The organism is Evansella cellulosilytica DSM 2522, from assembly GCF_000177235.2.
In the GTDB taxonomy this organism is placed as follows: Bacteria; Bacillota; Bacilli; order Bacillales; family Salisediminibacteriaceae; genus Evansella; species Evansella cellulosilytica.
The window spans coordinates 1,377,665-1,393,969 of sequence record NC_014829.1; the positions used below are offsets into that span (position 1 = coordinate 1,377,665).

16 protein-coding genes and 1 other annotated feature are annotated in these 16,305 nt (G+C 38.4%); all 16 genes read left to right on the forward strand.

The genetic code is table 11. The features are described from left to right. Positions 1-256 precede the first annotated feature (256 nt). Positions 257-760, forward strand: coding sequence for a ferritin (locus BCELL_RS06145; protein WP_013487813.1), 504 nt, complete (start codon positions 257-259; stop codon positions 758-760). 482 nt (positions 761-1,242) lie between these two features. Beyond that, a complete protein-coding gene (gene chvE / locus BCELL_RS06150) occupies positions 1,243-2,346 on the forward strand; it encodes a multiple monosaccharide ABC transporter substrate-binding protein (RefSeq protein WP_013487814.1) in 1,104 nt (367 codons plus the stop codon). Positions 2,347-2,427: 81 nt separating this feature from the next. Then, the gene (gene mmsA, locus BCELL_RS06155; RefSeq protein WP_013487815.1) at positions 2,428-3,966 is read left to right on the forward strand and encodes a multiple monosaccharide ABC transporter ATP-binding protein; all 1,539 of its coding nucleotides are present in this window, start codon (positions 2,428-2,430) and stop codon (positions 3,964-3,966) included. After that, entirely contained in the window at positions 3,967-5,127 is a 1,161-nt protein-coding gene (gene mmsB / locus BCELL_RS06160; protein WP_013487816.1) for a multiple monosaccharide ABC transporter permease, read from the forward strand. Between the two features lie 133 nt (positions 5,128-5,260). Next, a complete protein-coding gene (araD, locus tag BCELL_RS06165; RefSeq protein ID WP_013487817.1) occupies positions 5,261-5,959 on the forward strand; it encodes an L-ribulose-5-phosphate 4-epimerase in 699 nt (232 codons plus the stop codon). Positions 5,960-5,982: 23 nt separating this feature from the next. Next, a complete protein-coding gene (locus tag BCELL_RS06170; RefSeq protein WP_013487818.1) occupies positions 5,983-7,653 on the forward strand; it encodes a ribulokinase in 1,671 nt (556 codons plus the stop codon). A 16-nt stretch (positions 7,654-7,669) separates the two neighbouring features. Continuing rightward, a complete protein-coding gene (araA, locus tag BCELL_RS06175) occupies positions 7,670-9,154 on the forward strand; it encodes an L-arabinose isomerase (protein WP_013487819.1) in 1,485 nt (494 codons plus the stop codon). Positions 9,155-9,256: 102 nt separating this feature from the next. Beyond that, entirely contained in the window at positions 9,257-10,378 is a 1,122-nt protein-coding gene (locus tag BCELL_RS06180; protein WP_013487820.1) for a GntR family transcriptional regulator, read from the forward strand. 125 nt (positions 10,379-10,503) lie between these two features. After that, on the forward strand, positions 10,504-11,070 hold the full coding sequence (locus BCELL_RS06185; RefSeq protein ID WP_013487821.1) for an RNA polymerase sigma factor: 567 nt from the start codon (positions 10,504-10,506) through the stop codon (positions 11,068-11,070). Then, positions 11,048-11,881: a hypothetical protein gene (locus BCELL_RS06190; RefSeq protein ID WP_013487822.1), complete on the forward strand. Its 834-nt coding sequence runs from the start codon at positions 11,048-11,050 to the stop codon at positions 11,879-11,881. The genes BCELL_RS06185 and BCELL_RS06190 overlap by 23 nt, the downstream gene beginning before the upstream one ends. Beyond that, positions 11,865-12,749: an ABC transporter ATP-binding protein gene (locus BCELL_RS06195; RefSeq protein WP_013487823.1), complete on the forward strand. Its 885-nt coding sequence runs from the start codon at positions 11,865-11,867 to the stop codon at positions 12,747-12,749. Before BCELL_RS06190 ends, BCELL_RS06195 begins: the two co-directional genes overlap by 17 nt. Next, positions 12,736-13,863 carry an ABC transporter permease gene (locus BCELL_RS06200; protein WP_013487824.1) on the forward strand — a complete coding sequence of 376 codons (1,128 nt, stop codon included), beginning with the start codon at positions 12,736-12,738 and terminating at the stop codon, positions 13,861-13,863. The genes BCELL_RS06195 and BCELL_RS06200 overlap by 14 nt, the downstream gene beginning before the upstream one ends. Positions 13,864-13,932: 69 nt before the next feature. Next, positions 13,933-14,199, forward strand: coding sequence for a hypothetical protein (locus BCELL_RS06205; RefSeq protein ID WP_013487825.1), 267 nt, complete (start codon positions 13,933-13,935; stop codon positions 14,197-14,199). Positions 14,200-14,204: 5 nt separating this feature from the next. After that, positions 14,205-14,468, forward strand: coding sequence for a hypothetical protein (locus BCELL_RS06210; RefSeq protein WP_013487826.1), 264 nt, complete (start codon positions 14,205-14,207; stop codon positions 14,466-14,468). A 254-nt stretch (positions 14,469-14,722) separates the two neighbouring features. Then, positions 14,723-14,948: a binding site (T-box leader), on the forward strand. Positions 14,949-15,007: 59 nt separating this feature from the next. After that, the gene (locus tag BCELL_RS06215; RefSeq protein WP_013487828.1) at positions 15,008-15,463 is read left to right on the forward strand and encodes an HIT family protein; all 456 of its coding nucleotides are present in this window, start codon (positions 15,008-15,010) and stop codon (positions 15,461-15,463) included. Continuing rightward, positions 15,456-16,268, forward strand: a complete 813-nt coding sequence (locus BCELL_RS06220) for a PP2C family serine/threonine-protein phosphatase (protein WP_013487829.1) — start codon at positions 15,456-15,458, stop codon at positions 16,266-16,268. Before BCELL_RS06215 ends, BCELL_RS06220 begins: the two co-directional genes overlap by 8 nt. Positions 16,269-16,305: the final 37 nt, after the last annotated feature.

Below are 16,305 nucleotides of genomic sequence, written 5' to 3' on the forward strand. Positions count from 1 at the left end.
ATGGCTAATAGGGACGGTTCTGGATTGCCAGAACCGTCCCTTACCTTTGTTAATCAATTTGTTTTTATAGGGGAAGGAGAAGTTAATCAATAGGAGTGTTCACTGTATGCGGAGATACGGGATCTATAAAAGGTCTTTGGCAAATGAGAACCGTCCCCATTAGCCTCCATTAGCCCATTTACTAGTTTACTTTGCTTAAAAAAGTGGAAAATGTTTATAGTATAATAGAAGGAAAAGATGAAAGGAGATGGATAGCATGTTGAGTAAAAAGCTTGTGAAAGGCTTAAATGATCAAATGAACTACGAATTTTATTCTGCTCATGTGTATTTAGCGACAGCGGCTTATTGTTCTAATGAAAGTTTAGATGGCTTCGCTAATTTTTTCCTCGCCCAGGCTGAGGAGGAACGGTTTCACGCCATGAAATTTTATAATTTCATTAATGATATGGGGGAAAGGGCAGAAATAAAAGGGATGGATACACCTAACAATTCGTTCTCTTCCATTTTAGAAACGTTTCAAAAGTCTTTAGATCATGAAAAAGAAGTAACACAACGTATTTATAAGCTAGCAGATATGGCTTTAGATGAAAGAGAACATGCGACTATGACTTTCTTGAAGTGGTTTATTGAAGAACAGGTTGAGGAAGAAGCAACCTTTGATAATATTATTCAAAAACTAAAACGTATTGATGATGACAGCAATGCTTTCTTTATGTTAGAAAGCGAGCTTGGAAAACGAACGTTCTCACCAAATGAATAGGCTAATAATGACGATTCTGGCTTGCCAGAACCGTCATTTATTTTGACATAAATTAAATTATTGGCAAACTAGGTCCGTCCCTACTAGCCATTAGCCTTCAGGCAAACGAGAACCGTCCCCATTAGCCGTCCTATTAGCTGTTCGACAAATTATACGTATAAGTTTGTGAAAGTTTACTATTTTATTATACTGTTATATTTTTAGTGGATGTTAGTGAAGTGTTATACAACCAAAACCTAATAAAATGTTGTTTTAACAAGGTTTTATAGTAATACATATAAAAAAATCAAACAATTGAAAAATAAACTCTTGATCTAATAAGTTTACAATATTATAATCGAATTAACATCTTATCCGTATAAGTTAAATAAAGCGTGGAAATTAAGATGTTAGGATGTATATTATCATCCAAAAGAGGAGGTTTTTTATTTATTCGTTTTGAAAGCGTTACCAAACTACCAATCTTAAGGGGGATTTAGAAAATGAAGAAGATTTTATTGTTACTCTTTTCGGCAATGGTTTTAGTGGCGTTAGTGGCTTGTGGCGATGATGATGCATCTACAGGTGATGACGGAGATTCTTCGGGAGACTCAAACGGATTGCGAGTTGGTTTAGCTTTACCAACACAATCATCAGAACGGTGGGTTCTTGATGGAGATAACATGAAAAAAGAGTTTGAAGCACTTGGTTATGAAGTGGATATGCAATTTGCAGAAGATGTAGTGGAAACGCAAGTCTCTCAAATTGAAAACATGATAACACAAGGTGCTGACATTCTTGTAATCGCTTCCATAGATGGTGAAGCATTAACTAGTGTACTAGAGATGGCAGAAGCATCTGACATTCCAGTTATTGCATATGACAGATTAATCATGAACAGTGAACACGTTAGTTATTATGCAACCTTTGACAATTTTCAAGTTGGTGTACTTCAAGGGGAATATATCGTGGAAAACTTAGGCTTAACTGATGGAGAAGAAGGGCCATTTAATATCGAACTATTTGCAGGATCTCCAGATGATAATAATGCATATTTCTTCTGGGATGGTGCGATGTCTGTTCTACAACCGTACATTGATGGAGGACAATTAGTAGTTAAGAGTGGTCAGACTAACTTTGAACAAGGTGCAACACTTCGTTGGGATGGATCACTAGCACAAGAACGTATGGATAACATTTTAAGTGCACATTATTCTGATGCAACCGTCGATGCGGTATATTCTCCGTTTGATGGGATTAGTCGTGGAATTATTTCATCGTTGACTTCTGTTGGGTATGGTTCTGACAGCCAGCCTATTCCTTTGATCACAGGTCAGGATGCTGAATTAAGTTCTGTTAAATACATCATTTCAGGAGAACAAACACAAACAATTTTTAAAGATACACGTGAATTGGCGAAGCAAGCGGTAAACATGGCAGATGCAATTATGAATGATGAAGAGCCTGAAGTAAATGACACAGAAACATACGACAACAATGCAAAAGTAGTTCCATCTTACCTAATAGAACCTATTTCAGTAGATATTGATAACTATTATGAAGTACTTGTTGAAAGTGGTTACTTCACTGAAGAGGATCTGGACTAGACTGTAAGCAGGAAGGTATTCTAGGAATCTAGCTTTCTTCTAGATTACCTTCCTATCTTTCTATTGAAAGGCGTGACACGGATGAGTGATTATATACTGGAAATGAAGCATATAACGAAAACCTTTCCTGGTGTAAAAGCTTTAGATGACGTTAACCTACAAGTCACTCCAGGTGAAATACATGCACTGATTGGTGAAAATGGCGCTGGGAAATCCACGTTAATGAAAGTGTTAAGTGGTGTTCATCCAATTGGTACGTATGAAGGAGAAATTTTCTACAACAGCAAATTGTGTGAATTCAAATCTATTAATGAAAGTGAAGCGAAAGGGATTGTTATCATTCATCAAGAGCTAGCATTAATCCCTGAGTTGTCCATTGCCGAAAATATCTTTTTAGGTAATGAGCAGGTGAAAAGAGGCGTTATTAACTGGAACGAAACGATTTTGAAAACAACGGAACTACTTAAAAAAGTAGGCTTGAAAATAGATCCTCAGGAAAAAATAAAAAACATCGGGGTAGGTCAGCAACAGTTAGTAGAAATTGCAAAAGCCCTCTCAAAGGATGTAGAGCTTCTTATTCTCGATGAACCGACTGCTTCTCTTAATGAGGAAGATAGTGCTAACTTATTGAGGTTATTAAGGGAGTTTAAAGAGCAGGGAATGACCTCTATATTAATTTCCCATAAACTAAAGGAATTGCTGACGATTGCTGATAACATTACGATTCTTCGCGATGGTCAAACAGTTGGCTCTATGTCTATGGAAAAGGATGATGTAACGGAAGGGAAAATCATTAAAGCGATGGTAGGAAGAGATTTATCTAACCTATATCCAGAACGGAATTCGCAAATAGGAGATGTGTTCTTCGAGGTCAAGAATTGGTCCGCGGATCACCCTCTCGATCCCAATCGAAAGCTATTAGATAACATTAATATGAATGTGAAAAAAGGTGAAGTTGTCGGAATTGCTGGTTTGATGGGAGCTGGAAGAACAGAATTTGCTATGAGTGTTTTCGGTAGATCATACGGCAGAAATATTACAGGTGAAGTGTATAAAGGTGGCAAACGGATTGATGTGAAAACTGTAGACCGTGCCATTGCTAATGGATTAGCGTACGTCTCTGAAAACCGAAAAGAGTACGGTCTCATTTTAATAGATAGTGTAAGAAAAAACTTAACACTAGCAAACTTACATTCTGTAACGAACAAAAATAAATTAATAGATTTGCATAAAGAGGTAAATGTATCCGAGAGCTTAAAGGACAAATTGAATATTAAAGCACCTACCATTGAACAAGTAACAGGAAACTTAAGTGGTGGTAACCAGCAGAAAGTCGTACTAGGTAAGTGGTTAAATGCAGAACCAGATATTTTAATTTTAGACGAACCGACAAGAGGTATCGATGTAGGAGCAAAATATGAAATCTATAAAATAATCAATCAACTGGCAGAGAGTGGAAAGAGTATCATCGTTATTTCTTCTGAGCTTCCAGAAATACTAGGTATTTGTGATCGGATCTATACAATCAACAATGGAAAGATAACAGGTGAATTACCAGTGGAGGAAGCTGATCAAGAAAAGCTGATGACATACATGACTGAAAGTTGGAGGGACGAATAAATGGAGACCTTAAAAACAGTAATGACTAATAATATTCGTAAATTTGGAATGATCATCGCTCTCGTAGGTATCGCATTATTGTTCCAAATATTAACGTCAGGTTCTTTACTAACACCTTTGAACGTAACAAACATTATTATGCAAAACAGCTATATTATCGTGTTGGCAATAGGTATGATGCTCATCATTATTACAGGAGAAATTGATTTATCAGTAGGGTCCGTAGCAGCATTTATTGGAGCTATAGCAGGGGTTCTCATTGTAACGATGGATATGCCGGTCATTGTAGGAGTTATTATATGTTTAATCATTGGAGCATTAATCGGTGTTTGGCAAGGATTTTGGGTCGCATATATGGGTATTCCGGCGTTCATTGTAACTTTAGCTGGAATGCTGTTATTTAGAGGGTTGACCCTAGTCGTACTTGGAGGAAGGACGATTGCGCCATTCCCAAATGAGTTCAGACAAATGAGTACATCATTTTTACCGGATATTTCAGGTGGGGACTTGCACCTTTTAACGTTACTTATTGGTGGTGTTGCATCCCTACTTTACGTTTTATGGGAGCTCCAACAGCGTAGGGCAGCAAAATACTATAACTTCAGAACGTCCTCCTATGCTATGTTTGTTACAAAAATAGGCATAATTATTTTAGCTATTAATGCCTTTACTTTCTTGATAGCGCAGTATCGAGGAATTCCGGTCGTACTTCTTATACTCGTAGTACTTGTATTAGGCTATACCTTTGTCATGACGAAAACTGTTTTAGGGCGTCACATATACGCCGTTGGTGGAAACACGAATGCAGCTCAATTGTCTGGTGTAAAAACGAAGAAAATGAAATTTTTAGCGTTTGTAAATATGGGGTTCCTGTCAGCACTTGCAGGATTAATTTTCGCATCGAGATTAAACGCAGCAACTCCACAAGCTGGTCAATTGTTTGAGTTAGATGCGATTGCTGCTGCAGTTATTGGTGGTGCCTCCTTTACTGGAGGAATTGGAACGATCTTCGGTGCGGTCATCGGTGCCCTCGTTATGGGTGTCTTAAATAACGGGATGTCATTAATGGGTATTGGTACTGACTGGCAGCAGGCTATTAAAGGTTTAGTATTACTAGGGGCTGTTGCATTTGATGTAATAAGTAAAAACCGAGGTAAATAATGTGAGAGAGTACTAGTTTTATATCGTGTAGTGATAACAGGAGTGGTTGTGCCTGATGATTGATTGTCAGGCTAACTTTTTTCTGAATCGTTGTCCGTACAAGTTAATAAAAAAATGTAAGGGGGGCGTACAAGTGTCTCTGAAGCAATTAAAGGAAGCGGTGTTAAAAGCTAATCTAGATTTACCAAAATACGGTCTTGTTACGTTTACTTGGGGAAATGTAAGTGGCATTGATAGGGATCTTGGTCTTATTGTCATTAAACCTAGCGGAGTTAGTTATGAACAAATGACTCTAGAAGATTTAGTTGTTGTAAATTTGAAAGGAAAAGTGGTAGAAGGCCATTTGAAGCCTTCATCAGATACATCGACACACGTATATCTTTACAACCATTTTCAAAACATCGGTGGAATTGTTCATACCCACTCTCCTTGGGCAACGAGTTGGGCCCAGGCTGGAAGAGATATAGAAGCACTAGGAACAACTCATGCTGATTATTTTTATGGAGCAGTTCCATGTACTCGTGCCATGAAAAAAGAAGAAATTGAATCAGATTACGAGAGGGAAACGGGAGCTGTTATCGTTGAAACATTCAAAGAGCGACAGATAGATCCCGATTTAGTGCCAGGAGTACTTGTCAATAGTCATGCTCCATTCAACTGGGGCAAGAATCCTGGGGAAGCGGTCCATAACGCAGTAGTCTTAGAAGAAGTAGCGAAAATGGCATTATCTAGTTTTCAAATAAATCCTAGTCTAAATGAAATGGATCAGAACTTGTTAGATAAGCACTTTTTAAGAAAACACGGAAAAGAGGCATATTACGGGCAAAGTTAAATCGTTAATGGGGAGGAAGGAAAATGGGCAAATACGCTATCGGTATTGATTATGGGACGCAGTCGGGGAGAGCCGTATTAGTTTCCTTAGCTGACGGAACAGAGATTGCTGACCATGTAACGGAATATCGCCACGGAGTAATGGATGAAACACTACCTAATAAAAATATAAAGCTTGGTTATGAATGGGCACTACAACATCCTAAGGACTATATCGAAGTAATTGAAAAATCGATACCTGAAGTTTTGAAAAAATCATCTATAAATCCTGAAAATGTAGTAGGTGTAGGCATTGATTTTACTGCTTGCACCATGCTTCCAATAGATGAAGAAGGGGTTCCCCTTTGTCTAATAGAGGAGCTCAAGGATGATCCTCACAGCTGGATAAAGCTCTGGAAGCATCATGCTAGTCAACCTCATGCGAATAAAATTAATGAATTGGCTGAGAATCGTGAAGAAAAATTCCTGCTTCGATATGGTGGGAAACTTTCTTCCGAGTGGATGCTCGCCAAAATTTATCAAATCCTTGATGAAGCACCACACATTTATGAAAAAACGGATAAGTTTGTAGAAGCAACGGATTGGGTCATTATGCAATTAACTGGAAACTTCCTTCGTAACAGCTGTACTGCTGGATATAAGGCACAATGGCACAAACAGGATGGATTTCCGAGCAAAGAATTTTTTAAAGCTGTTGATCCTCGCCTAGAAGATGTAGTGGAAACGAAGTTGAGCGGAGATGTAGTACCACTCGGAACAAAGGCTGGCGGACTGACTAAGGAAATGGCAGAGTTAACTGGTCTACTAGAAGGGACGGCCGTTGCTGTTGGTAATGTCGATGCCCATGCAGCCGTACCTGCCGTCAGTGTGGTGGATGAAGGGAAGATGGTAATGGCAATGGGAACATCGATTTGCCACATGCTTCTAGGGAAAAAAGAAGTAGAAGTTGAAGGTATGTGTGGGGTTGTAGAAGACGGTATTATACCTGGATACTACGGCTATGAAGCAGGTCAATCTGCTGTAGGAGATATATTTGGCTGGTATGTAGATCAGGGTGTTCCTAAATACGTCTATGATGAAGCAGAAAAAGCTGGGAAAAATGTTCATCAACTTTTAGAAGAAAGGGCTGCTGAATTAGCTCCAGGTGAAAGTGGCATGCTTGCACTAGATTGGTGGAACGGAAACAGATCGGTACTTGTTGATACAGAATTAAGCGGTATGATGCTAGGTTATACTTTGTTAACTAAACCTGAAGAAGTATATCGAGCACTATTAGAATCGACAGCCTTTGGTACTCGTATGATTGTCGATGCGTTCCATGAAAATGGTGTAGCTGTGAATGAATTATATGCTTGTGGCGGACTACCTCAAAAGAATCGATTACTTATGCAGATTTATGCTGATGTGACAAATAGACCAATTAAAGTGGCCGATTCTAAACAAACTCCTGCATTGGGTGCGGCAATGTTCGCGGCAATAGCCGCAGGGTCAGAAAATGGCGGCTATGACGATATTGTAGAAGCTGCTGCAAAAATGGGAAGAGTCAAAGATGAAGTTTTTCTGCCTATTCCTGAAAATGTAAGTCGATATGAAAAAATTTACGAGGAGTATTTCCAATTACATGAGTATTTTGGTCGAGGCACAAACGATGTGATGAAGCGACTTAAAAAAATGCGAGTAACCGACTCAGAATAAGGGAGGATCTTGGGCGATGAAACAGAATAAAAATTATACATTTTGGTTTTTAACAGGAAGCCAGCATCTTTATGGAAAAGAAACACTAGATCAAGTAGAGGATCAAGCTAGACAGGTAGTGGAAGGACTAAATGGAAGCAATTTGCCCTTTGAATTAGTCATGAAGCCTGTAGTTACAACATCCGAGGAAATATACCGGGTCATGGTCGATGCTAATTCAGATGATGCGTGTGCTGGAGTAGTAACATGGATGCACACATTTTCGCCAGCCAAGATTTGGATTCACGGCTTAGCGGCTATTCAAAAGCCACTCCTTCATTTTCATACACAATATAATCAAAATATTCCATGGCAGGACATTGATATGGATTACATGAACCTTAATCAGTCAGCACATGGAGACCGTGAATACGGCTTTATCGTATCGAGGATGAATATTGAGCGCAAAGTCATTGTAGGGCATTGGGCACAGGAGGAAGTGCAGAAAAGGTTTGCTGATTGGATGAACACAGCCTACTCCCACGTAGAAAATCGCAACGTTAAGGTAGCACGTTTTGGAGATAATATGAGGCGAGTTGCCGTAACAGAGGGAGATAAAGTCGAGGCACACATTAAGTTCGGCTGGACTGTCAATGGGTATGGTGTAGGCGACTTAGTGGAATACATCAATGGATTCTCTGATGAGGAAGTAAATCAATTATTTAAAGAATATGAGGAAAAATATGCCATAAGCAATGATATTAAAGCTGACGCTGACTTAAAGCAATCTGTATTAGAGCAAGCACGAATAGAATTAGGTTTAAAAGCATTTATGAATGAAGGTGGATATAACGCCTTTACGACAACGTTTGAAGATCTCCATGGTATGAAGCAGCTTCCTGGTTTAGCGGCCCAAAGGTTAATGGAGCAAGGATATGGTTTTGCAGGAGAAGGAGATTGGAAAACCGCAGCGCTTCTAAGGACAATGAAGGTGATGACAGGGAACAAAGGCACTACTTTCATGGAAGATTACACGTACCACTTTGAACCTGGAAAAGAACTTGTGCTTGGTTCGCATATGTTGGAAATTTGCCCGACTGTAGCGAATAATCAACCTGAAATTCAAGTACATCCGTTATCGATAGGAGGAAAGGCAGATCCTGCTAGAATGGTTTTTGATGGCATGGGAGGAGAAGCGGTGAATGTCAGCTTAGTGGACTTAGGACACAGATTCAGGTTAATCATCAATATCGTTGATGCAGTAGTGCCGACTGAAAGTACACCTAATCTCCCAGTTGCTAAGCTGTTGTGGAAGCCTCAACCATCCCTTACAACTGGAGGGGAAGCATGGATTTACGCAGGTGGTGCACACCATACGGTACTATCTTTTACGAGTACACTTGATCAGATGCTCGATTGGGCAGCTCTTTCAGAAATTGAAGCAGTCGTGATTGATAAAAATACGGATCTTTATCGTTTCCGCAACGAGCTTAAATGGAACGAAATTGTATGGAAGCCTTAATTAATTTTATAGAAAATTGAAATACCCCTCTTTAACAAAAGTTAAAACATGATTACACGTGATATACTATTCTTATGAATAGTTGAAGATATGGGGTGTATTATGAGAACGAAATATCAGTTTGTTAAGGACGAAATTAAATCAAAGATCTTACAAGGCTTTATTCAGCCACATCAGAAAGTAGGATCCGAGAACGAGTTGATAAAAAAATACGAAGTAAGCCGTCATACGATCCGTAAAGCTATCGACGATTTAGTTAACGAGGGCTGGATTTATAAAAAGCAAGGTGCTGGAACTTTCTGTGCTGATCGATCGGTAAATAAACTAGTGAAAGAAGGACGTGGTAAAAACATAGCTGTTATAAGCACGTACTTTTCCAACTATATCTTTCCATCGATTTTTCGGGGGACAGAAGGATATTTGAGTGAACAAGGGTATCATATGACATTTTATAGTACAAATAATAATTTAGAACAGGAGCAGCGTTGTTTAGAAAACGTGCTGTCGCAAAAGTTTGATGGCTTGATTGTTGAGCCAACGAAAAGTGCGTTACCTAATCCTAATATCAATTATTATTTAAACTTAGAGCGAATAGGCATTCCCTATGTCATGATAAATGCTTTCTATGATGAACTGGAACCGATTCACATCGTGATGGATGATGTGGAGGGGGGACGAATGCAAACGAAGCACCTCATTGAACAAGGGCATGAAAAAATATTAGGATTGTTTAAAAGTGATGATACACAAGGAACGAATCGAATGAAGGGCTTCATCAAGGCGCATCGTGAGAGTGGGGTACCGCTTCGACCACAGTATATTATTACGTATACAACGGAAACAGAAAATACAGCAACGGTTGAAGCATTATATGAAAAATTGCAGGATTCTAATGATCGTCCAACTGCCATTGTTTGTTACAATGACCAGCTCGCAATTTTACTTTTAGATGTGCTTCGTGATATGAAGTTATCCATTCCTGAAGACATTTCCATTATTGGGTTTGATGATTCCTTCTTGTCTGTTGCATCAGAAGTAAAGCTTACGACGATTAGACATCCTCAGGAAGAAATGGGTATCATGGCTGGGAAAACGATTCAACAATTAATTGAGAAAAAAAACAACCCGAGTATGGTAGAGGATGTGCAATCAGTTGTTTATGAGCCAGAGCTCATCGTCCGCCATTCAACGAGTAAGATAGGAATGAAAGAATCGAATCGATGATAAGGTGAAAGGGGACGGTTCTCGTTTGCTACGGCAAACGAGAACCGTCCCTCTTTTTCTATTTTCAACTTTTTAAATCCTTTTTTCACTATTTTCGTTATTATATACAGAGGTGGTGAAAAGACATGCCAACAGATGAAGAACTATTAGATGAAATTAAACGTGGTAGTCAAGCGGCAATGGAAGTGCTAGTTAAAAAGCATTATAAATATATTTTTGCTTATGTTTATCGAAAACTAGGAGATTACCATCTTGCTTATGATATGACGCAAGAGGTTTTTATAAAAATGATGAAATCGATTCATCGATATAAACAGGAAGGCGATTTTAAGCATTGGTTATTAAAGATTGCTGTTAACCATTGCCGCGATTATTTCCGAAGTCGTACATATAAACAAAAGGGAGAAGAGTCCGAGCTTGTTGCGCCAGTACGTGATGAAAAAGGGAATGTCTGGGATTTGTTAAGCAAAAAGCTTGATAGTGAAAAAGTGAAGGCGGCGATGGAGCATTTACCAGACTACCAAAAGGAAGCAATCATTTTAAAGTTTTATCAAGACTTAAAAATCAGAGAAATTGCTAGTATTACAAATAGTAAAGAAGCGACTGTAAAGTCTAGGCTCAAGCAAGGATTGAATAAGTTGAAGATTATGTTAAAGGGAGGTAACGCCGATGCACGTCAACAACGAAGATAACAGAGAGGAACTTGCTGACTTACTTGATCCAGTTGAGCTGGAAGAATTGGAAGCGGAGTTAGATCATTATCTTGTCAAATACCCAGATGATAGCATGCTTGATGAGACAATCGACACTTTAAGACAGTATGTTCCGATAAAACAAAAAAAGTCTATTTATTACCGAGACCGTTTCATGACGTTAATAAAACGAGCTAAATTAGAGGCGTTCTATATACACCCAATGTACTGGACGATTAGTGTGTTTTTATTTGTAATCGGTTATGTTTTCACAACCTATAGCGCGCATAATCCGCTGTTAACCTTAATCATTTTAGCACCACTTCCTTTTATTTTCGGTTTAGTTGAGGTGTTTAGAGGGCGTGAGTCAGGAGTACTAGAAATGGAGATGGCATGTAAGTTTTCTGTGTACGAGATTATTCTATCAAGGCTACTCTTAATTGGTGTATTTAATCTTACCTTAACTGTGTTACTTACGTTGAGTCTTGCCCCATATATTCAGACAGCTAGCCTTTTCGAGGTAGTCGTCATTTGGTTTGCTCCATTTACCATATTTGTTTCCTTAGCCTTATGGCTGAGTATGCGTTTTCGCGGTGCAGTATTTGTGATGGCGTTCCTATCTATGTGGGGAATATTTAGTCTCGTGTTAGCCTCGAATAGTATGTGGGCGGAGAGAATTTTAACTGTTCATCTACCTTTTCATCTTCTCTTTACTGGTGTAGGACTATGCTTATTCATGCTACAGGTTAGGAAGCTATTTAACAAATACGGAAAAAATGAGGAGGTTGGGATTATTGAAGCTCGTTATTGATCATGTTTCGAAAAAGTTTAAGGATAAATGGGCAGTGAAGGATTTTTCAGCAGAAATGTCTGTAGGGGTTTATGCACTTCTTGGTCCGAATGGATCGGGGAAAACGACATTGATGCGTATGCTTGCATCTATATTAAAGCCTAGCTCGGGACGAATTTTATTAAATGATAAAGATATTAGCATTCTTGATGAAGGATATCGTGATGTACTAGGATATTTACCACAAGAGTTTGGTGTGTATCATAACTTTACGGCTGAGCGATTTCTCCATTATTTTGCAAGCTTAAAAGGACTAGATAAACAACATGCCAATAAAAAGGTGGAGGAGGTTTTAGAGCTCGTAAATTTAAAGGAAGAAAGGAAGCGGAAAACAAAAACCTTTTCTGGTGGAATGAAGCGACGGTTAGGTATTGCCCAAGCACTGCTGAACGATCCAAAAATTCTTGTAGTCGATGAACCGACGGCAGGTCTTGATCCTAAGGAGAGAGTTCGCTTTCGAAATTTACTTTCTGACATATCGAGAGAACGGATTGTATTGTTGTCTACTCATATCGTTTCCGACATTGAATACATTGCCAAGGAAATTTTTATTATGGAGCAGGGCGTATTGAAACAGCGCTGTGACGTAGATGGACTACTAGCTAGCATGCAGGGGAAGGTTTGGAAGGTCATCGTCACAGAAGAGGAGCTGCCAAGACTACAAGGGAAGCATAAAGTAGGGAATGTGCAACGAAAAAACAATGAAATTGAGCTTCGCATCGTCAGTGACGAGAAGCCTACAGAAAGTGCAATAGAGCTGCCAGCCATTCTCGAGGATGTTTATTTATACTATTTCGATGAGGAGGGGCGATCCGATGTACAAGCATGAGTGCTTTAAAATTTTTACGAAGAAAAGCATTTATGTCGTGTTTTTCTTCATCGTCCTCTTATTACTATTTGCTAATAGTCGCTCGTTAGATTGGGTAATGAAGGATGAAGTATATGGAGAGCTTTATGAAATCTTTGGTGGCCCCGTAACAGAAGAATTGGATTCAATTGTTAGAGAAGAGATGGTTGCCGAAGATGCTGGTGAGAGGCAAGGAGGTACGCCAGCAAGTGAGGTTAATTTTCTTGTCGCTAGATCAGCATTATACCTCGGACAATTAGAGGAGAGAAAAGATATTCTTGACGAGAAAATGGCTACTTTACAGGCTTCAACATATGAGTATAAAGTGGCATCGAAGGAATTAACGATGCTAGAGGAGTTAAAGAACCCTCATGGTTTTTATAGAATACAGTCATGGAATGGAACGCTGGATTTAATTGAGCCATTCTTCAGTGTTGTGCTCATCGCACTGTTAGTTTTAGTAGGATTATCCCCGGTATTTTCAGATGAACATTTACATAAAATGACGGGATTAATTCTTGCAACTAGGCATGGGAAAAGAGAAGTCGTTACTGCAAAGCTTTTGGCGAGTATGACGTATATCGGTGTGATATTCCTATTACTCCATGTTATTAATTTAGTTTCCCAGTTCATTATATACGGGGGATTCAAAGGATGGTATGCACCAATTCAAAGTTTACTTACATTTCCTGCGGACTACGCTTTTTCTCCCTATGCATGGGAAGTTTGGCAGTTTTATATCATCACGCTTAGTGTGCAATTTTTAGGGGCCACCGCCCTTGGTATTCTTGTGTTGCTCCTTTCCGTGATCACGAAAAACGCCATGATTACCTTCTTCCTTAGTGGATCCATACTTGGGCTTCCCTTTGCCCTAAGACAAGTGGGACTAGATCATGGATGGCTCGAAACCTTCAATCTTTTTAGTTATTTGGAATTGCTACGGGTGGAACGACTGTTTGATAGCTTTAAAGCTTATAACGTATTCGGAAATCCAGTGCTATTTCCTACATTGATAATTACTGTTTATACAGTTCTTACCCTAATTCTACTGTGGATATTGTATTATCGTTTTAAAAACCAACAGGTGAGTGAATAAAGTGAAAAGGGACGGTTCTCGTTTGCCATCGCAAACGAGAACCGTCCCTCTTCGCCACAGTTGATTGAGATGACCCAATTAGGTGGTGATATAGAGATTAACAAAAGGGATATTGATGAAGCGATAAATAAGGCGACTTTATTAGGTATAAAAGGAGAAGAAAAAGATTCGTTTGTTCGTTCTTTTTTAATCTCTATATCTAGTGGCAAAGAAATAGAATCTAAAGAACAAGTGTATGAAGAAAGTCAGTGGAGAATGTTATATGAACGAACATGGCAAGAATTAGCTTTTGAAAGGTATGGAGTTGAGTTGACGAAGAAAGATTACGAGAAGTGATAGAAATGACGATAAACCCTATAATAGAAAAACCAATTCCTACGGAACAAGAAGAACAGCTGAAGATACTCTTCTATCTTGCAGATACATTAGGGTACAGTATGGATGAGTATTTTTACACCTTTGATAGCGTTCATTATGAAAGATGGGTAATCGCTGAAAGGTTATATCCGATACTTGAAGAAGAATATGAACTGAAGAATACTGTAGAAATTAGTGATAAATATAGAATGGAAGTCATTGATGAAATAATAAAGACACACTTTTGAGCTGACGATGAGCGTTAGTTGAACTGCCATTCCGGTCATTTGAAAAAGGGAGGTGTTACGATTGGAAGAACGTTTTAATAAACCAAAAAAAGCAACTGTTATAAGTGTTTTAATTGGTGGTATTATTGGAGCAGTTTTGGGAGTTATTGCTTATTATGGTCAATGGTTAGGATAAAAGAAAGAATTGTAGCAATTGCTATAAAGTATTGACTGAATGTTAGGGGAATTATATGATTAGAAAAAGTTTACATATAATAAACACGATGATTAGGAGTATTAAGGAACATTATTGTATAGAGAGCTGCCGTTTGCTGAGAGGTGGTCAATAATTTCCCCAACTCGCCTAGGAGTGGTTAGACTGATATGTAGGTCTAAACGGTTTGCTTCCGTAAAGGAGCATTTGAGAAGGTTTGCTAGTTATTATGATAGACAAACCAAGAAGAGTGGTACCACGTTACGGTTAATCCTATCGTCTCTTTATGAGATGATAGTTTTTTTATTTTTAAAGAGATTTATTCGAAAATAAAGGAGGGTTCATGATGGAGGAAAGCTGTTTTATTTGTAACAAACATCAAGGAACGATAATAACATCTGGTGCTACCATCTACGAAGACGATTATATTTTTGTTGGACATATTGATAATAACGGAAAACCGAATTATTTAGGACACATTATGATTGATTTAAAGAGGCATGTTCCTACCCTTGCAGAAATGAATCCAGAAGAAGCAAAGACATTTGGAGTGATTATGGCGAGATTAAGTAGAGCACTGAAAGAGACTGAAGGTGCTGAGCATGTCTATGCGCTTGTGTCGGGAAACGCCGTTCCACATCTGCATATGCACTTAGTTGCTCGCTATCCAAATACGCATGAGCAGTTTTGGGGACCATTTGCAGTTTATGACGATCCAAATGCAAGGATGGGTGAAAACAGTGACGTAATTCAGTTATGTAATAGACTAAAAGATTATTTAGAGACAAATCCATATGAGTAAGGTTGGTAAATTTAGTGATTATTGTTGGGTAGGTAGCCAAGAGAATTTTGTAGATGAAATAAACATTAAGAAGATAAGTCATATTGTATTAGGACGTTTTGGTGGAAATTCCTCAGCTGGTCAGTATAAAAATGAAGATGGATGTATCGTTTCGGTAAGTGAAGATTTAAATTGTGAGTTCGTCGTGCTTTTAGATGCACATCAAACAGCTGAAAGTGCAGAATTAGTAGTGTCTACTTTAGCATCTCTTAAACATGATATAAAAAAAATGATGACCTATACACCACGAAAAACATTTGATTGCCTCTCCAAACTACTGCTAAACACTTTTGAAAGTAAAAGCTTTAAAGAGGCTTGTAAAAAAGTCCAAGGAGAAACAGCCTTTTTATGTGCTGTGAGAAAGGAAAAATATCTATGGTGGTTTTCAGTTGGAGACTGTATCCTCTATGTAAATCACCCAGAGCTGTCAGCACTTAATGAATATCAGCAAAATCATCGAAGCTTTTATGAATGGATTGGTAAAGTTAACACTTTTGAACTGGAGGTTCCTAGTTTCAGTATTGGTACAAAGGAGCTTAGACAAGGGAGGAATCAAATGTTTTTAACTACTGATGGACTAGTGGAATGTCCTAACGTAGATTTTGCAAATCCAAAAAGAATATTTCACTCATTTGAGAAGTTTACAAATGAGGAAATGGTTTGGAATTTATTAAATGTGATTAAGAATAATAATGGACGAGATAGTACGACAATTTTATCATGGTTTGTTGATATTGATTTAGCTGGAAGTCAACCAAGCAAATGAGTTCTTCCATGAGACTCATATAAAACAAGCAAAGAAG